Here is an 18,766-nt window from a genome sequence, read left to right on the forward strand (position 1 = left end):
TCGCCGTAAAATTGCGCGTCGGTGCCCCCTGCTGCCGTACTCGCCCGTCCCGCCCTGTTGGAGTTCTCCCCTTGTTGCCGTTGTTCCCCACTTTGCGCCGTGTGCGCCCCACGCTTGCGGCACTGACCGTGGCCGCCGTCTTGGCTGGTTGCGCCAGCGCCCCCTCCGTCGATGTCAGCGCCAACGGCGGCAATGCCCCGGCAACCCAGACCTCCCCCGCTACGCCGCTCGCCCAGACCCCGGCAACACCCGCCACGCCGCTCACACCACCCAAGGTTGTCCGCCCCCTGAAGATCGGGCTGGCACTCGGTGGCGGTGCCGCACGCGGCTTTGCGCACGTGGGCGTGATCAAGGCACTGGAAGCGCGTGGCATTCACGCCGACATCGTTGTGGGCACCAGTGCCGGCAGTGTCGTGGGCGCCATGTACGCCTCGGGCCTGAACGGCTTCCAGCTCAACCGTCTGGCCTCGACGATGGACGAGGCCTCGATCAGCGACTGGACGATGCCGTTCCGGTCGCGCGGCATGCTGCGCGGCGAAGCGCTTCAGTCGTACGTCAACAAGGTCCTCAAGGACCGTCCGATCGAACAGATGCCGCGTCAGCTCGGCATTGTGGCGACCGACCTGCAAAGCGGCGCGCCGATCCTGTTCCGCCGTGGCAACACGGGTCAGGCCGTGCGGGCGTCCAGCAGCGTGCCGGGCGTGTTCGAACCCGTGCATATCGGCAACCGCGATTACGTGGATGGCGGCCTCGTGGCGCCGGTGCCGGCCGAGTACGCGCGTCAGATGGGCGCCGACTTCGTGATTGCGGTCGACATCTCGGCCAACCCGACCGCACAGGCAACGCAGGGGCAGTTCGACATCCTGATGCAGACGTTCACGATCATGGGCCAGTCGATCAAGCAGTACGAACTGGAGAAGAACGCGGACGTGGTCATCCGCCCGTCGCTGGCCAAGATGGGGGCCTCGGACTTTCAGGGGCGCAATCGCGCCATTCTGGCGGGAGAGGAAGCCGTGTCGCAACAATGGCCGCAGATTCAGCGCAAGCTCGCCGAAGCTCAGGCACAGGCAGCCAACGGCACCCAGCAAGCCGCCCGCTGAGAACCCATTGGCCTTAGCCATAAAAAATGCCGCCCGAGGGCGGCATTTCTTTTGTTCGTCTGGCTGAGGCGTCCCGGCGTTTGCCCCGGGCACACCTGCCACTTACATCGGGTGATCGTTCTTGAAGATCTGTTCGACGCGCGACAGCTCGGCGCTGGCCTTGAGCGTCTCGACGCGGCGCGCGCCGTTGTAGCGGGCCGACCAGTACGACTCGCTCAGCGTTTCCACGCGAATCTTGCCGCCCGTGGCCGGGGCGTGCACGAACTTGTCGCCACCAATATAGATACCGACGTGCGAGAAGCTGCGGCGCATGGTGTTGAAGAACACCAGATCGCCCGGCTTCAGATCGGTCTTGGCAATGCGCTCACCCACCTGACTCATCTCTTCCGAGCGGCGCGGCAGCATGAAGTTGAGTGTGTCCTGGAACACATAGCGCACGAAGCCGCTGCAATCCAGACCGCTGTCCGGCGTGTTGCCACCGTACTTGTAGCGCACGCCAATGTAGTTCAGCGCGCCCAGTACGACGTCCGACGCCTTGTCCGTCACATTCGAGAGCAGCTTCTGCGCACGTTGCACGCGCGACTCTTCCACGGCGGCAACCGGCGTATCGCCCGTTGCAATACCCGTCGCGCCCGAGGAGGCGTTGCTGGTCGAAGTCGAGGAGGAAGTTTGCGAAGCGGCCTGAATAGCAGCCGCCGCAGCGCGGGCGGCGGCCGAGGGGCCGTTGTTGTAGTCGTCAGCTTTTGCCGTCAACGAGGCGGTGACGAGCCCAGCGGCAGTGAACGCGAGAAGGAGAGTCTTGCGGGTGCGCTTAGGTTTCGTCTGCATTGGTCGCCGGGTTGAGGGTGTCGGATGGCCGATGAGTAGCTCGTCAGGTGCAACTACGGTGGTGCTATGTCGGATATCTCGGGGTTACCCTCGCTTTCGCTTCGGTTAACTCGTTGAATATTCAACTTAATTGGTACGCGATAGTAATGTGAACGTCACACGATGTCAAAAGGTAATAGAAAAAAACAATCATTACAACCAGAAAATTTTCATTAACAATCAAGCCCTTGTGATTTAGCCGACGTTTCGTGACGTTGCCCGATGTTTCGCCGCCGCGTCACGCAACTTGAGGTGACTACAACATGGCAGCCGCGACCAGTTCCCGGGTGTAATCGTTTTGCGGGTCAAAAAATACTGATTCCGTATCGCCCTGCTCCACCAGATGCCCATCTTTGAACACCAGCACGCGGTGCGCCATGGCACGCATAACGGCCAGATCGTGACTGATGAAGAGGTAGCTCAGGTTGTATTTCACCTGTAGCTGCGCCAGCAGATGGAGCACCTGCTGCTGAATCGACACGTCGAGCGCACTGGTCGGCTCATCGAGCACGAGAATTTGTGGATCGACAACCAGCGCCCGGGCAATGGCAATGCGTTGCCGTTGCCCACCCGAGAACTCATGCGGATAACGCGACATCGCGCGGGCGTCGATACCCACTTCGCGGAGCACGTCTGCAACCCTTGCGCGGCGGTCCGCCTCCGATTGCTGCGGGCGATGCAACGCCAGCCCTTCGCCGACAATCTCCTCGATGGTCATGCGTGGCGACAGCGAGCCGTAGGGGTCTTGAAACACGATCTGCATATGTGAGCGCAACGTGCGCTGCGCCATCCCCCGGTAGCTGGCCAGCGGCTCGCCGAGAAACTCGATCTGGCCGGCACTTGCCCGCTGCAACCCGAGCAGTGTCATCGCCAGCGTCGACTTGCCGGACCCCGACTCCCCCACCACGCCCAGCGTCTCGCCCTGACGCAGCGACAAATCGACGGGATGCACCGCGCGGAACAGGCCTCGCTTGAACCAGCCACGCATGCCCGGTTGCGCAATCGAGTAGTCGACCGTCACACCTTTCGCTTCGAGCAACACTGGCGCAATCGGCAACACCGGGTGAATCTCGCGCTGCGGGCGGCTGTTGATGAGCTTCTGCGTGTACGGATGCTGCGGCTGCGTGAACAGCGTTTCCGTGTCGGCACACTCCACCAGCACGCCCTTCTCCATCACCGCCACGCGCTCGGCAAAGCGACGCACCAAATTCAGATCGTGCGTGATGAGCAACACCGCCATCCCGCGCGTCGCGGCGGCGTCACGCTGCAACTCCAGCAGCAGCTCCATGATCTGGGCACGAATGGTGACATCGAGCGCCGTCGTCGGCTCATCGGCCAGCAGCAGCTTCGGGTGACACGCCAGCGCCATCGCGATCATCGCGCGCTGGCGCTGACCGCCGGACAACTCATGCGGAAAGTGCGAAACGCGGCGCTCCGGCTCCGGAATCCCGGTGCGGCGCAGCAAGGCAATCGCACGCGCCTTGGCATCTTTCGGCGACAAGCCCTCATGCAGCTCCAGCGCCTCGGCAATCTGCTCGCCGATCGGATAGAGCGGATTGAGCGCGGTCATCGGCTCCTGAAAGATCATCGCGATATCGTTGCCGCGCAGCGCCCGCATATCGCGCTCGCGCAGCGAGGCGAGATCGACGCCGTCGAGCACAACCTTGCCCTGCACCTGCGCATCTTGCAGCAGCCGAAGAATGGCCAGCGCCGTTACGCTCTTGCCCGAGCCCGACTCGCCCACGAGGGCCACGCGTTCGCCGCGTCCGATGGCAAGACTCAGATCCTTCACGACCTCGGTGTCGCCAAAGCGCACCGACAGGTTTTCGATACTCAGCAGCGGCGCGCTCACATTACCCCCCCGGCGGCAGCCTGCTTGTCGGCCACGCGCGTATCGAGCGCATTGCGCAGCGCATCGCCCATGAACGTGAGCAACAACAGCGTGAGCACGAGCACCACGAACGTCGCCAGCGAGATCCACCACGCGTCGAGATTTGCCTTGCCCTGACTCAACAGTTCACCGAGGCTCGGCGTCGGCGGCGGCACCCCGAGTCCGAGAAAGTCCAGACTCGTGAGCGCAAGAATCGCCCCGCTCATGCGGAACGGCAGAAACGTAATGACCGGCGTCATGCTGTTGGGCAGCACGTGCCGCCGGATGATCTGCCAGTTCGACAACCCCATCGCCCGCGCCGCCCGCACGTAATCAAGCTGGCGATTGCGCAGGAACTCGGCGCGCACGTAATCGGACAACCCGATCCAGCCGAACAGCGAGAGCAGCACGAAGAGCAGCCACAACTGCGGCTCGAAGATCGACGCGAAGATGATCAGCAGATACAGCTCCGGCAGCGAGCCCCAGATTTCGATCAGCCGTTGCAGCGTCAGGTCGATGCGTCCGCCGTAGAAGCCCTGCACGGCGCCCGCCAGAATGCCCAGCAGCGTGCCCGAGATCGTGAGCGCCAGCGCGAAGATCACCGATAACCGGAAGCCGTACAGCAGCCGCGAGAACACGTCACGCCCACGATCATCGGTACCGAGCCAGTTCTCGGACGACGGCGGCGCCGGATTGGGCACCTTCGCGAAGTAGTTGATGGTGTCGTAGCTGTAGCGCACCGGCGGATAGATCGCGAAATTGTCACCCGAGCGAATGCGCTTCTCGATGAACGGATCGAGGTAATCGGTTGGCGTGGGGAAGTCGCCGCCGAAGGTGAGTTCGGGATACGTCTTGACGAGTGGGAAGTACCACTGGCCTTCGTAGCGCACCACCCACGGCTTGTCGTTGCAGAGCACTTCGGCAAACAGGCTGATGCCGAACAGCACGACGAACGCGATGAGGCTCCAGTAGCCGAGCCGCTCGCTGCGAAAGCGCCGCCAGACGCGCCAGCGTGGCGAGCGCGCCGAGTGTGACGGGCGGGCAGGTGCCGCGACGGGCGGCAATGACGAACGAGGCGGACGCGGCGATGGCGTGTCGGATCGGTTCACGTCAATGCTCCAGTCGGTCGAATTGAATGCGCGGGTCGACCAGCACGTAGCACAGGTCGGAGATGAGTTTGGTCACGAGTCCGATCAGCGTGAACAGGTAGAGCGAGCCGAGCACGACCGGATAGTCGCGCCGCTGCACCGATTCGAACGACAGACGGCCGAGCCCGTCGAGCGAGAACAGCGTTTCGATCAGCAGGCTGCCCGCGAAGAACGCACCGATAAACGCCGCCGGAAAGCCGGTGATGAGCGGAATCAGCGCATTGCGGAAGACATGCTTGAACAGCACCTTGCGCTCCGAGAGCCCTTTCGCGCGCGCGGTCAGCACGTACTGCTTGCGGATTTCGTCGAGAAACGCGTTCTTGGTGAGCATGGTCACCACGGCAAAACTGCCCACGACCGATGCCGTCACCGGCAGCGTGATGTGCCAAAGATAGTCGGTAATTTTCGCGGGCCACGACAGCTCGGCCCAGTTATCCGAGACAAGTTCGCGCAACGGAAACACTTGCCAGAACGTGCCGCCACCGAAGAGCACGAGCAGCAACACGCCCAGCACGAAGCCCGGGATGGCGTAGCCGACGAGCACGACCAGACTGGTGAGTGTGTCGAAGCGCGAACCGTTGCGCACCGCTTTGGCGATGCCCAACGGCACCGATATCAGATACGTCAGGAAGAAGGTCCATAGCCCGAGCGAGATCGACACCGGCAGCTTTGAGACGATCAGCGACCACACGCTCTGATGGTGAAAATAACTCTGGCCGAGATCGAACTGCGCGAAGCGCTTGAGCATCAGCCAATAGCGCTCCGCCGGCGTCTTGTCGAAGCCGTAAAGCGCCTTGATCTGCGCGAGTTGCTGGGCATCGACGCCGTTGCGTCCGCGATAGTTGTTGCCGCTGCCCCCGCCGCTCGCTTCACCGCCGCCACCGCGATGCTTGAGCTCGAGAATCACCTGTTCGACCGGACCACCCGGCACGAACTGGATGACGACGAAAGTCAGGGTGATCACGCCGAGCAGCGTCGGGATCATGATCAACAGACGCTTGAGTATGTAGGACCACATGGTGGAAGACAGCTCCTGTAGGTGCCCGGCGGTCAGTGGCGGTCGGCGCTGGCCGCGCCCTTGCCGACACGCGAATCCCACCACATCGCGATGAGCCAGCCATCGGCGGTGTAGTACAACGGCAGCGTGTCGGGAAAGCGCAGATAGCTTTTGTATGCCATGCGGTGTGTCGACGAGAACCAGTGCGGCACGATGTAGTAACCGTGCGAGAGCACGCGGTCGAGCGAGCGTGCTGATGCGACCAGATCTTCATACGTATGGGAACGCACCAGCGCCGCCACGAGCGCGTCGACGGCCGGGTCCTTGAGGCCGATGACGTTATCCGAGCCGTCGACATTGGCCGACTGACTGCCGAAGCGGTCGATCAACTCGGTGCCCGGAATCTGCGAATCGGGGAAGCGCAGCGAGATCATGTCGAAGTCGAAGGTCTCGATGCGTTTCTGATACAGCGCGAAGTCGCTCGTGCGGAAGTTCAGCGTGATGCCGAGCTTGGCCAGATTGCGCGCGTAGGCGGACGCCACCGGCCCCATCGAACCGCCGTCGTCGATGAACTCGAACACGAACGGCTCACCCTTCGCGTTACGCAGTGCGCCGTCGCGATACGTCCATCCGGCTTGGGCGAGCAGTTCGCGCGCCTGACGCAGATTTTCGCGCAGGCTCGCCGGGGGCGTCGTCGTGGGTTGCACGACCATCGGCCCGAACACGGCCGGGTCGAGCTTCGCGCGCAACGGTTCGAGCAGCTTCAGTTCATCCGGCGTGGGCAGGCCGCGCGCCGCAAGATCGCTGTTGGTGAAGTAACTGTAGATGCGCTGGTACTGGTCGTAGAACAGCTGGCGGTTGAGCCATTCGAAGTCCAGCGCGAGATCGAGCGCGCGGCGCACGCGCACGTCCTGAAACATCGGCCGGCGCGTGTTGAAAATAAAGCCCTGCATGCCAGCGGCGTTGTGATGCCCGAACTCGCGCTTGACCAGCTCACCACTATTGAAGCGCTTGCCGACGTAGCTGCGCACCCAACTGCGCGCGCGATACTCGGTCGTTGCGTCGAACTCACCCGCCTTGAAACCTTCGAGCCGCACGATGTCGTCGGTGTACAGCTTGTACGCGATGCGCTCAAAGTTGAACGTGCCGCGCCGCACCGGCAGGTTGTCGCCCCAGTAGTTCGGATCGCGTTTGAAGGTGATGCGCCGGCCGCCGTCGTACGACTCGATCAAGTACGGGCCGCTGCCGATGGGCTTCTCGAAGGTCAGTGCATCGAACGGCTTGCGCTTGCCATCCGGACCCATGCCCCACTTCGGCGAGAATACCGGCACCCCCGCCACCAACAGCGGCAGGTCGGGGCTCACGCGGCGAAAATCGAAGCGCACGCGGCTTTTATCGAGCACAGTCACGCCCTTCACGTCGGAGAGCATCACCTTGAAACCGGGCGCGGCCTGCGGACTGATGAGCGTGTCGAAGGAGTATTTGACGTCCTGTGCGGTCACCGGATCGCCGTTGCTGAAACGCGCGGCCGGGTTCAGGTGGAACGTGACCGAGGTGCCGTCGGGCGACACGGCAATGTCGTCGGCCAAGAGGCCATAGACGGTGGCGGGTTCGTCGCCGCTGCCGATGCCCAGCGTCTCGAACATGAGGCTGGCGACACCGGCCGGTGCCGAACCGCGCAGCGTGAACGGATTGAACTTATCGAAGCTGGTGCGCCGGTCGGGGTTGGCCAGCGTGAGCGTGCCGCCGCGCGGGGCATCCGGATTGACGTAGTCGAAGTGGGTGAAGCCTTGCGGGTATTTGGGCTCGCCATACTGGGCGATGGCGTACTTGGCATACGCCGGCTGGCTCATACCGAGGCCAGCGAACAACACGACAATCAACGCAGCAAAAAACGCTTTGAGAGGCACGAATGGCCGAGGCAAATCATCTTCGGTCGTGCGTGGATGCTGTGTCGTTTGCGCGCTCATGCGTCTCCTGTCGTCTCCGATGCAGCATCGTGTGTGCACCCGCCTGCCGGGGCTGAACGCATCCTGCCCCTCCCCTTCGCCCCGTCGGCATCGTGCCCCTGTGTTCTGCACACAAGCGCGTTTGTGCCGTAACCTGCCGTAACCTCTCGTAACGCGTCTGCCGGGGAGATTCCCCCGTGAGGCTTGGCGGCAGGGCCGGACCGCGCGACAATTGTACCCAAAAGCCCGGTCCGTATGCCGCTCTTAAGGACACATACCCGCCGGATCGGTTCCCCCGCTCCCGCCCTGGAGGCCGCCGTTGAGTGCTACACGATCGCCTGTGCAGAACCCCAACCGTACCCTGCCCCGCTGGCTTGCCCGATTTTTTTTCCAGTGTGTTGAAGCCGCGCAACGCCGCATTGCCCGGGGTTCACTGGTCGGTGACCGGCCCATCTTCGATAACGCCCTGTTCCCTTGGGTCGGGGCACTCGAAGCGCAGGCCCCCGCGATCGCCAAAGAACTCGACGCCGTGCTCGCCACGCCCGGACGTCTGCCGGCCTTCCACGAAATCTCACCCGACGTCGCCACCATCACGCAAGACCATCAATGGCAGACCTTCGTGTTTCTCGGCTACGGCATGCGCGCCGAGCGCAACCTCGCGCGGTGTCCGGCGACGGCGGCGGCACTCGATGGCATTCCCGGCTTGCGCACGGCCTTCTTTTCGATCCTCTCGCCGGGCAAGCAGATTCCCCTGCACAGCGGCCCCTATAACGGCGTGCTGCGCCTGCACCTCGCGCTGAAAGTGCCGCGCGAGCGCGAGCAATGCTGGATTGAAGTGAATGGGCAACGCTACGTGTGGCAGGCCAATCGCGCAGTGATCTTCGACGATGCCTATCCGCATGAAGTGCACAACGACACCGACGAAACGCGTGTGGTGCTGTTCGTCGATTTCGAACGCCCCTGCAAGGTGCCGGTGTCGTGGCTCAACCGGTTGCTGCTGGCCTTCGCGCCGCTGACACCCGAGTTGCAGCAAGCCAAGACGAATCACGAGAAGTGGGAGCGCGACTACTACGCTGACGACGGCCAAGCCGCGCCGGACACTGCGCCTGCCACCGCTGGCAGTGGTGCCACTGCCGTCACTGCCGCTGCGGCAGCCGCTGCTACGCCCTCGCCCAGCGCGACGTCCACGTCGGCCGCCAAACCGCGGGTGCCGCCACAGGAGGCCGATGCGTCACATGTTGCGCACGCCGAGCATTCCGAACACGCAGAAGCGTCCAGCAACGAGCGAGCGCACGGTTGACGCATTGATCCGGCCGCCACCCACAAAAAAGCCAGCGAAATTGCTTTCGCTGGCTTTTTGTTTTGTTGCCTGTCAACGCCGTTGATTCACTGACGCAAGCGCCTTCCGATGGACGTCGTTACGTCTGACGCCCCGGTTGTGCGAGGACGTCCTGCGCCGGCGGCGGCACGAAGTTCGCTGCCAGCACGGCAACGAGTGCTGCTGCCATCATGGCGCCAATGCCGAGTGCCGCATCCCCGAAATGCAGATACGCCATCTTCATCGCTTCGATCACGGCCACCGCCACGACGATGGTGATCATGCTGAGCATGCCCGCGACCGTCGCGCGATTGGGGCTGTCCACGGCAAACAGCGACTGCCGATACACCACGCCATAGCTCATGCCCATACCGAACGCATGCAGCGACGTGCCGACGAGCAGCGCCGGATACCCGGGGGCCAGAATGGCCGTCCCCACGAGCGACACCGCCGCGCCGATCAGCATCGCGGCCACCCCGGTGGCCAACAGCCGGCCATTCGACCAGCGGCCCACCTGACGCGCGAGCACGACGTTGCCGAGAATCAGTGCCGCGAACACCGGCACCTGCAACATCGCGTAGTGCATCTGCGACAGCCCGGCACGCTCGATCAGGAACACCGGACCCAGTGCAATCCACGTGAGCAACGGCGTAATCGCCACGCCCGTCAGCACCGCACCGCGCCAGAACCGCGCGCTCGAGAGCGGCAGCTTGTAACCCGCCCAGAGCGCTTTCGCGTTGAGCGCATTGCGGTCATGCCGCGAAAGCTCCGGCATCGTGCGATACAGGCCGATAAACGACGCCACGGCCACCAGCGCAATCAACCAGAAGATGCTGCGCCACGGCCAGTACGACACGACGGCGGCACCCGCGAGCGGGCCGAACAAGGGCGAGAGCAGTGACACGTTGGCCATCAGCGCCATCACCCGCACAGCCGTCTTCTCTTCGAAGGCTTCATGCACGGTCGGGTAGCCAACGGTCAGCACGAAGCAGCAGCCCATGCCTTGCAGGAAACGCAGCGCGATGAATTGCGGCATCGTCTGCACGTAGTGCATCGCGAGACACGCGAGCACGAACATCGTGAGACCGGAGAGCAGTACGCGACGGCGTCCGAAGCGATCGGAGAGCGGGCCGAGCAGCCATTGCAGACTCGCGTTGCCAAGCATGGCGGCGGTGAGTGCGAGTGTCGTCATTTCCGCCGACGCGCCGAATTCGCGCGTCACCAGCGGCATGCCGGGCATGATCATGTCGTTCGAGATGTAGACCGCGAACTCGAAGAGCACCAGCGAGAAGGGAAACCAGAATCGTGAAACGCGTAAAGCAGGAGTTGCTGAGTGAGACACCTCGTAAGGCTCCTTTGTGTGGCCGACGCTTATGACGAAGGCCCACGTAAAAAGACAACACCCCCGGTGCCAGCGAGGCACCGGGGGTGTCTGTTGCATCGGCCGTATCGTTATCGGTCAGATACGGCGTTCGATGGTTCAGACGTCCAACAGTTCAACCTCGAAGACCAGCGTTGCGTTCGGCGGAATCACACCGCCGGCGCCGCGTGCGCCATAGCCGAGTTCGGGCGGAATAACGAGCTTGCGCTTGCCGCCGACCTTCATGCCGGCAACGCCTTCGTCCCAGCCGCGAATGACCATGCCGCCGCCCAGCACGAAGGCGAACGGATCATTGCGGTCTTTGCTCGAATCGAACTTCTTGCCGTCGGTGAGCCAGCCGGTGTAGTGGACGGTCACGGTCTGGCCGGGGGTGGCTTCTGCACCGTCGCCCACTTGGAGGTCGTCGTATTGCAGGCCGGAATCGGTAGTGATGGTCGACATCGTGGTTCTCGCTCGAAGAGGGGGGAAGAAATCGACGCGCGAGGTATCGCCAACGCGCGAACTCGGGAAAGAAAAAACCCCCGGCTCTCCGCGAAGAGCCGGGGGTGTTCCGCCAAGGCGACTTGGCGGAGACGGAGGGATTCGAACCCTCGATCCAGGTTTTGGCCCAGATGCTCCCTTAGCAGGGGAGTGCCTTCGACCTCTCGGCCACGTCTCCCAAACTTGTCGTCACATCAGGGAGGTGATGTAACGAAGGCGTGATATTACCTAGTGTTCCGCGTTGCGTCAAACATTATGCGCATCAAAATCCAACTTTTTTTGCGCACCTGTCATGCTTTCGCCACGCACGGGGAGTTTTCCCCGCATCACGACACCGCAATGTCGTTTCGCGCCGCATTCACGCTCCATCCGTCCCGCGAGAATCCGACGCGAATTTCTGCTGCTGATTCAAACACTTCAGACACTTTGCATCGCACGTTTGCACGCGCGATGCGTTTTCCATGTCTCGTGACTTCGAGTGACTTACGCCTGATCGAGTTCGAAAGCCTTATGCAGCGCGCGCACGGCGAGCTCCATGTACTTTTCGTCGATCAGCACCGAGATCTTGATTTCCGAGGTGGAGATCATCTGGATGTTGATGCCCTCTTCCGACAGCGTGCGGAACGCCTTGCTGGCGATACCGACGTGCGAGCGCATGCCCACACCCACGATCGAGACCTTCGAGACCTTCGGGTCGCCCGACACTTCCGCCGCACCGATATGGCCTTGCACGTCGTTTTGCAGCAGCGTCATAGCGCGCTGGAAGTCACCACGCGGCACCGTGAACGTGAAATCGGTCTTGCCGTCCACGCTCTGGTTCTGGATGATCATGTCGACATCGACGTTCGCGTCGGCGATCGGGCCGAGGATCTGGTAGGCGATGCCCGGGCGGTCCGGCACACCGCGCACGGTGATCTTGGCCTCGTCGCGCTGGAATGCGATACCCGAAATGATGGCCTTTTCCATTTGTTCGTCTTCCTCAAAAGTAATCAGCGTGCCCGAGCGCGCTTCTTCGTCGAGCGCAATCATCGGATCGGTCAAGCTCGAGAGCACACGCGTCTTGACCTGGTACTTGCCGGCGAATTCCACCGAGCGGATCTGCAACACCTTCGAACCGAGGCTGGCCATTTCCAGCATCTCTTCGAAAGTCACCTTATCGAGGCGGCGAGCCTCGTCGACCACACGCGGGTCGGTGGTGTACACACCGTCCACGTCCGTGTAGATCAGGCATTCGTCGGCCTTCAGTGCGGCTGCCACAGCAACTGCCGACGTGTCCGAACCGCCACGGCCGAGCGTGGTCACGTTGCCGTTCGGGTCGATCCCCTGAAAGCCGGTGATGACGACCACGCGGCCGGCATCGAGATCGGCCATCACGCGCTTGTCGTCGATTTCCGAAATACGGGCTTTGGTATGGGCACTGTCGGTCTTGATCGGCACTTGCCAGCCGGCGTAGCTCACGGCGTCGACGCCCTCAGCTTTGATAGCGAGCGCCAGCAGGCCAACGCTCACTTGCTCGCCCGTGGCGGCAATGGCGTCGAGTTCGCGCGGATCGGGTTCGGCCGAAATCTCTTTGGCCAGACCCAACAGACGATTGGTTTCGCCGGACATTGCCGACGGCACCACCACCATCTTGTGACCGGCCTTATGCCATTTGGCCACGCGCTTGGCGACATTCTTGATGCGCTCCACCGAGCCCATCGACGTGCCGCCGTATTTGTGTACGATCAGAGCCATAACATTGCTAACACATTGATTTGAAACCGTTTATGAATCCTGCGCAGATACCCTGGAACGGGCATCGATGACGTTTCGATTCGCGGAACTTTTGATTATCGCACGAATGTATCGCACATGAGCCGGTTTGGCGCAGATTGCACTGTCAGGGGGCTCACGCGCCGCATTCGGCAGCAGATCATGCTGCAGATTTCAGCGGTTACGAGGGGATATGCCGAATCGCCCGATCAAGGGCGGAGATAGCAGCATGATGTGATTGGCGCGGTGGATGCGAGGTGCAATGAAGGCGGTCAGCCGATCATGCCTCGTCGCGCCACATCATCCGCCAACGCGGGCCGTCGATGCACAACGCGGCACCATCGATGCCCAGACGTGGCACGAACACAATGCCCGACGCTTGCCAGACGATCGGCACATGGCGCTGCCACGCCGGCACGCCCTTGTTCTGATACCAATGCTTGAGCGAGCGCGAATGCCCGTCGGCACGTTCGCGCCAGCGCTCCCCCCCTGCCCGCTCGCGAGCGATCAGCGGGTGCGCACGCAACGCCGCTTCGGCAATTCCTGCCGTCTCCGTTGCCGCGACCGCGTCCACCACCGGCTCGAATACGACACTCCCCTGCCACTGCGGCAACGGCCAGACGCGCTCGCCTGACCAGCGCAGTACAACGTCATCGACGGCAGCGTCGGCATCCGCGGCGGCATAAACCGGCGTCCATTGCAGCACGTCGCGATACAGGCGCAATACGGCATTGCCGTGTGGCAGCGTGAGCGACGCGTCGGGTTGCGCATCGCGAATCTGCCGCACCCATTCATCGAGACGCGCCTCGGGCGGCGGCGCCAACCCTTCGCGCGCTGCCCAATAGCGCAACAGGTTCGCCAGACGCGCGATGTCGAGGCCCTGCAAACGACGGCGTTGCAGACGCGACGCATCGACATGCGCGGCGTCAAAATCCATCTGTGCGAGTTGATCGAGCAACGACTGGGCCTGCGCCGCGTGCCGAGCGAAACGGGCGAGCGTTTCGCGATAAGCAGGCACGTGCGAGGCAATCGCGGGCATCACGTCGTGACGCAGTGCATTGCGCAAATACTGACGATCCTGATTGGAGGGATCTTCCACCCACGACAGCGAACGCACCGTCGCAAAGGTCTGCATCGTTTCGCGCGAAACGTCGAGCAGCGGACGAAGCAATTTCGCCGGGGACGCGACCGGCAACACCCCCGCCACGGCCATCGCCGCAACACCCGGCAGCCCGGCGCCGCGCAGCATTTGCAGCAACACCGTCTCGGCCTGATCGTTCGCATGATGGGCCGTGAGCAGCCAGTCGATGGCGTGTTCGGCGCAACACTCGGCCAGTGCGGCGTAACGCGCCGTGCGCGCGGCCCCTTCGATACCCTGACGCGCGTCGCGCGGCACATTCACCCGACGTGCCTCGAAGGCAAAGCCCCGCAGACGCGCCTCACGCTCGCACGTGGCCAGCCACTCGTCGGCGTGCCCGGACAATCCGTGATGGATATGAATGGCCAGCGGCAGCGCCACCGGCTCACCGGCGTCGCGTCGCGATTGTGTCCAGTGTGCCAATGCATCGAGAAGCACCATGGAATCGAGACCGCCACTGAGCGCCAATGCCAGACGTGGCACGGCAGACGATTCGAGAGAGGTGGACGTCGAAGGATTTGCCGGCGTGGCGGGCGCGCACACGGCAGGCGGTTCGCCATCGCGCGCAGCGAAGGCATGGGCCAACGCGACGCGCAAAGCGACGTCCACATGTACAACTGCCGCGTCACCTCGGGCAGAGGCGAACGCGGCAGCGGTATGAGGCGAGGAAGACACGGGCGGTGTGCCGCCAGACGTCATCGCCACCAACGGCGGCGACGCGCTGGCCGACGACTTACTTGGTGCCGGCTTCCTTGAACTTGCCATAGCTCATCAGACGTTCGAAACGACGATCGAGCAGCTCCTTGTGGCTCATGCCCTGGAACTGGCGCACCGAGTCGGCGAGCGCACGCTTGAGCATGCCGGCCATGCCGAGCGGGTCGCGATGCGCACCACCCAGCGGTTCGTTGATGATCTTGTCGATCAGGCCGAGCGCCTTCAGACGGTGAGCGGTCAGGCCCAGCGCTTCAGCAGCTTCCGGTGCCTTCGCAGCGCTCTTCCACAGAATGGAGGCGCAACCTTCCGGCGAAATGACCGAGTACGTCGAGAATTGCAGCATCGCGACCGTATCGGCCACGGCCACGGCGAGCGCACCGCCCGAGCCGCCTTCACCGATGATCGTGGTGATGATCGGCGTCTTGAGCTCGGCCATGACGAACAGGTTATGACCGATGGCTTCCGACTGGCCGCGCTCTTCGGCATCGATACCCGGATAGGCACCCGGCGTGTCGACGAACGTGAACAGCGGCAAACCGAACTTCTCAGCGAGCTTCATCAGGCGCATGGCCTTGCGATAGCCCTCGGGGCGCGGCATGCCGAAATTGCGCAGTGCGCGCTCCTTCGTATCACGGCCCTTCTGATGACCGATGACCATACAGGCCTGACCGTTGAAACGGGCCATGCCACCCACGATGGCATGGTCGTCCGAGAACTCGCGATCGCCATGCAACTCGTGAAAGTCGGTAAAGATGTCGCGCACATAGTCGAGCGTGTAAGGACGCTGCGGGTGACGCGAGATTTGCGAAACCTGCCACGGCGACAGGTTCGTATAGATGTCCTTGGTGAGCTGCTGGCTCTTTTTAGAGAGGCGCTCGATCTCTTCGGAAATATCGACGGCGGAGTCGTCCTGCACGAAGCGTAATTCTTCAATCTTCGCTTCGAGTTCGGCGATCGGCTGTTCAAAATCCAAAAAGGTGTTCTTCATCAGGTTTCCCCGGAAATGCGGCAGCGTATTGTACCGCCGGCGACCACTGTCCGATCAAGATAGGCAACTTTCATCGCCTCTCGACAAACAATAGACACCGATAATGACTAAATGATACGGAATCGGACGTGGATTATACGTCCTAAGCGGAACAATCAGTATTCGACCGGTACCGGTTCGAGACTTCGCCACATGTACCACGTAGCGACGGAGCGCCAGGGCTCCCAATTGGCGGCCACTTCGCGCGCTTCACTGCGCGTGACGGGCTCGCCGCTGAAGTAGTTGACGCTGATGGCGTTGATGAGCCCGACATCGTCGAGCGGCAGCACATCGGGGCGCAACAGGTTGAACATCAGGAACATCTCGGCCGTCCAGCGTCCGATGCCGCGAATGCCGGTCAGCTCGGCAATGACGGCCTCATCGTCCATGCTGGCCCACGCGTCCACGTGCAACGCACCCGACTTGAAGTGGGTTGCCAGATCGAGGATGTACTCGGCCTTGCGACGCGACAGCCCGCAACCGGCCAGCGCGTCGTGCCCTGCCTTGATGAATTGGGCCGGCGTGAGCTTCGGGCAGATGGCGACCACACGGTCCCATACCGCTTGTGCCGCTTTCACCGAAATCTGCTGGCCGACGATCGAGCGCGCGAGCGTGACGAACGGCTCGCCGCGACCGGTCAGATGCGCCGGGCCGAATTGGGGAATCAGTTTCTTGAGGATGCGATCGCGTCGCATGAGATCGGCGCAGGCCTGATCCCAGAAGTCGGGGCGCGTCGCGCCCGGCGCGACCGGCAGCGGCACCACACCGGTGACAGCCTGCTCCACGACGTCGGTTTCGATGCGGGCAATCTCCGGCGTGACGATACGCGTCTCGCCGTCGCGCTTGGCGATCACGCGACGCGTGGTCGCAACGCCCGCCGCGCCGTTGCCCTTCGCCGCCGTTCCGGTGGCGCGCGTGGACTTCGCGGGCTTGGCCTGACGGGTCGGCTTGGCCGCCTTCGCCGGCACATCCGCGCCATCGGCTTTGGCCATCCGGGCCGACGCCTTACGCGCCGCCCCCGCAGCGACCTTGGTCGACTTGCCCGCGGCGCCATTGCCAGCTTTCACTACCTTTTTGAGCTTGTCGGCAACCGCCGCCGCACCATTGCCGCTGCTGGCACGTTTGGTCGCCACAGGCGCCGGCGCCGCCTTTACGGCAGCTGTCTTCGCGCCGGCCTTGCTCTCGACCTTGCGGGACTGGCCATCGGCCTTGGGCACCTTGGCAGGCGCCGCGCGCTTGGCCGTCGGCCGCGTGGCCTTGGCAACGCGTCCGGTCGTGGCGGTTTGGGTCGTGGCCTTTGCGGCCACGGATTTACGAGTCACCATGAAATTCGCCTCGATACGCCGCGCTCAGGCACGACGCCATTCGGTGGCGCCTCCGGGACGATCTTCCAGCACGATGCCATCGGCGAGCAATTCCGCGCGAATGCGATCGGCCTCTGCGAAATTTTTCTCGCGCTTGGCCTGAGCACGCGCTTCGATGCGTGCCTCGACCGACGTGCGCAACGCATCGGCATCACCCGACGCGTCGGCACCTGCCGTCCCTTGCAGGAACGACTGCGGATCGCGGCCGAGCAAACCGAGCGTACCGGCCAGACCCTGCAACTGACGCACGAGCACCGGATCCCGCTGCTTGTTGATTTCGCCCGCGAGTTCGAACAACACCGAAATCGCGATCGGCGTATTGAAGTCGTCGTTCATCGCCGCCGCAAAGCGCTGCGCAAACGGTTCGTTCCAGTCAAGCGCGGCGCCGTCACCCCTCGCATCCTTCAACGCGGTGTACAAACGCGTCAGACCGCCACGTGCGTCGTCCAGATGGGCGTCGCTGTAATTGAGCGGGCTGCGGTATTGCGCACGCAGGATGAAAAAGCGGATGACTTCGGCATCGAACTTCGCCAGCACTTCGCGGATGGTGAAGAAGTTGCCGAGCGACTTGGACATCTTCTCGTCGTCCACGCGCACGAAGCCGTTGTGCAGCCAGTAGTTCACGAACGTCTCGCCCGTGGCGGCTTCGCTCTGCGCGATTTCATTCTCGTGGTGCGGAAACTGCAAATCGGCACCGCCGCCGTGAATGTCGAACTGGTTGCCGAGCAACTGGCAGCTCATGGCCGAGCACTCGATGTGCCAGCCCGGGCGTCCGGCGCCCCACGGCGAGGCCCATTTCGATTCGTCCGGCTCGCTGTCTTTCGAGCGCTTCCACAGCACGAAGTCGAGCGGGTCCTGCTTGGCGGTGTTCGCGGCAACGCGCTCACCCGCACGCAGGTCTTCGATCGACTTGCCGGAAAGCTGGCCATAGTTGGCAAACTTGCGCACGGCGTAGTTCACGTCGCCGTCTTCGGCCTGATACGCGTAACCGTTACGTTGCAACGTGCCGATCATGTCGACCATCTGCGGAATGAAGTCAGTCGCGCGCGGCTCGTGATCCGGGCGCTGCACACCGAGGGCGTCGGCATCTTCGTGCATCGCGGCGATGAAGCGCGTGGTCAGCTCGCGCATCGTTTCGCCGTTCTCGACAGCACGCTTGATGATCTTGTCGTCAACGTCGGTGATGTTGCGCACATAGGTCACGCGGTAGCCGAGCGTGCGCAGCCACCGTTGCACCATGTCGAACACCACCATCACGCGCGCGTGGCCGATGTGACAGTAGTCGTACACGGTCATGCCGCAAACATACATGCGGACTTCGCCGGGAACGAGGGGCACGAACGGCTGTTTGTCTCGCGCGAGCGAGTTGTAGACGCGGAGTGAATCCATAGATAAATGCTTGACCGGGGGCGAGACAGCGCCGGGCGCTGCGACGATGCCTCCGGGCACGATTCGTGTCGTGCGGCGGGAGCGACATCGCGAGGCGGGCTGCGCGCCGTGCGGTAGAAAAAACGAACCTGCGAACCGTATCCGCCGCCACAAGATCAAATGGCGCAGGCCGGGCGCAGGTGTTTTGTTAGAATGCGGCCGAGTATAGCATCTCTTGCGCACCTCTCAGGTATCCCAAGCACCCATCATGACGCAACGAAGCCGGTCCCTTT

At 63.0% G+C, this 18,766-nt stretch carries 14 protein-coding genes and 1 tRNA gene; 2 read left to right on the forward strand and 13 right to left on the reverse strand.

From position 1 onward, the window contains the following. Nucleotides 1-71 precede the first annotated feature (71 nt). A complete protein-coding gene (locus AT302_RS16040) occupies nucleotides 72-1,100 on the forward strand; it encodes a patatin-like phospholipase family protein (RefSeq protein ID WP_058379279.1) in 1,029 nt (342 codons plus the stop codon). 102 nt (nucleotides 1,101-1,202) lie between these two features. Here AT302_RS16040 and AT302_RS16045 read toward each other — a convergent pair whose 3' ends face one another. The 5 genes from AT302_RS16045 to AT302_RS16065 all read right to left on the reverse strand — a co-directional run bounded on the left by AT302_RS16045 (nucleotide 1,203) and on the right by AT302_RS16065 (nucleotide 7,952). After that, nucleotides 1,203-1,928 carry a C40 family peptidase gene (locus tag AT302_RS16045; RefSeq protein WP_084656266.1) on the reverse strand — a complete coding sequence of 242 codons (726 nt, stop codon included), beginning with the start codon at nucleotides 1,926-1,928 and terminating at the stop codon, nucleotides 1,203-1,205. Between the two features lie 295 nt (nucleotides 1,929-2,223). Then, complete coding sequence (locus AT302_RS16050; RefSeq protein ID WP_058379280.1) at nucleotides 2,224-3,819, reverse strand: ABC transporter ATP-binding protein; 1,596 nt, start codon at nucleotides 3,817-3,819, stop codon at nucleotides 2,224-2,226. After that, on the reverse strand, nucleotides 3,816-4,901 hold the full coding sequence (locus tag AT302_RS16055) for an ABC transporter permease (RefSeq protein ID WP_157125941.1): 1,086 nt from the start codon (nucleotides 4,899-4,901) through the stop codon (nucleotides 3,816-3,818). Before AT302_RS16055 ends, AT302_RS16050 begins: the two co-directional genes overlap by 4 nt. 46 nt (nucleotides 4,902-4,947) lie before the next feature. Further along, entirely contained in the window at nucleotides 4,948-6,003 is a 1,056-nt protein-coding gene (locus AT302_RS16060; protein WP_058379282.1) for a microcin C ABC transporter permease YejB, read from the reverse strand. Between the two features lie 32 nt (nucleotides 6,004-6,035). Then, nucleotides 6,036-7,952 (reverse strand): extracellular solute-binding protein, encoded by a 1,917-nt coding sequence (locus AT302_RS16065; protein ID WP_058379283.1) that lies wholly within the window; start codon nucleotides 7,950-7,952, stop codon nucleotides 6,036-6,038. A gap of 298 nt (nucleotides 7,953-8,250) precedes the next feature. Between AT302_RS16065 and AT302_RS16070 the strand changes: the two genes are divergently transcribed. Then, nucleotides 8,251-9,231: an aspartyl/asparaginyl beta-hydroxylase domain-containing protein gene (locus AT302_RS16070; RefSeq protein WP_237171942.1), complete on the forward strand. Its 981-nt coding sequence runs from the start codon at nucleotides 8,251-8,253 to the stop codon at nucleotides 9,229-9,231. 118 nt (nucleotides 9,232-9,349) lie between these two features. Here AT302_RS16070 and AT302_RS16075 read toward each other — a convergent pair whose 3' ends face one another. From AT302_RS16075 to cysS, 8 genes are all read right to left on the reverse strand, one after another. Next, a complete protein-coding gene (locus AT302_RS16075; protein ID WP_064675095.1) occupies nucleotides 9,350-10,591 on the reverse strand; it encodes an MFS transporter in 1,242 nt (413 codons plus the stop codon). A 138-nt stretch (nucleotides 10,592-10,729) separates the two neighbouring features. Further along, nucleotides 10,730-11,071 carry an FKBP-type peptidyl-prolyl cis-trans isomerase gene (locus AT302_RS16080; protein WP_058379285.1) on the reverse strand — a complete coding sequence of 114 codons (342 nt, stop codon included), beginning with the start codon at nucleotides 11,069-11,071 and terminating at the stop codon, nucleotides 10,730-10,732. 123 nt (nucleotides 11,072-11,194) lie between these two features. Then, nucleotides 11,195-11,288, reverse strand: a tRNA-Ser gene (locus AT302_RS16085). 305 nt (nucleotides 11,289-11,593) lie between these two features. Further along, nucleotides 11,594-12,844, reverse strand: a complete 1,251-nt coding sequence (locus AT302_RS16090) for an aspartate kinase (RefSeq protein ID WP_058379286.1) — start codon at nucleotides 12,842-12,844, stop codon at nucleotides 11,594-11,596. Between the two features lie 298 nt (nucleotides 12,845-13,142). Next, entirely contained in the window at nucleotides 13,143-14,609 is a 1,467-nt protein-coding gene (gene tilS / locus AT302_RS16095; protein ID WP_058379287.1) for a tRNA lysidine(34) synthetase TilS, read from the reverse strand. 124 nt (nucleotides 14,610-14,733) lie between these two features. After that, complete coding sequence (locus AT302_RS16100; protein ID WP_058379288.1) at nucleotides 14,734-15,702, reverse strand: acetyl-CoA carboxylase carboxyltransferase subunit alpha; 969 nt, start codon at nucleotides 15,700-15,702, stop codon at nucleotides 14,734-14,736. 155 nt (nucleotides 15,703-15,857) lie between these two features. Continuing rightward, complete coding sequence (locus tag AT302_RS16105) at nucleotides 15,858-17,066, reverse strand: DNA-3-methyladenine glycosylase family protein (RefSeq protein WP_084656270.1); 1,209 nt, start codon at nucleotides 17,064-17,066, stop codon at nucleotides 15,858-15,860. Nucleotides 17,067-17,090: 24 nt separating this feature from the next. After that, nucleotides 17,091-18,494 carry a cysteine--tRNA ligase gene (cysS, locus tag AT302_RS16110; RefSeq protein ID WP_058379289.1) on the reverse strand — a complete coding sequence of 468 codons (1,404 nt, stop codon included), beginning with the start codon at nucleotides 18,492-18,494 and terminating at the stop codon, nucleotides 17,091-17,093. Nucleotides 18,495-18,766: the final 272 nt, after the last annotated feature.

Source organism: Pandoraea norimbergensis (genome assembly GCF_001465545.3).
Taxonomy (GTDB): domain Bacteria; phylum Pseudomonadota; class Gammaproteobacteria; order Burkholderiales; family Burkholderiaceae; genus Pandoraea; species Pandoraea norimbergensis.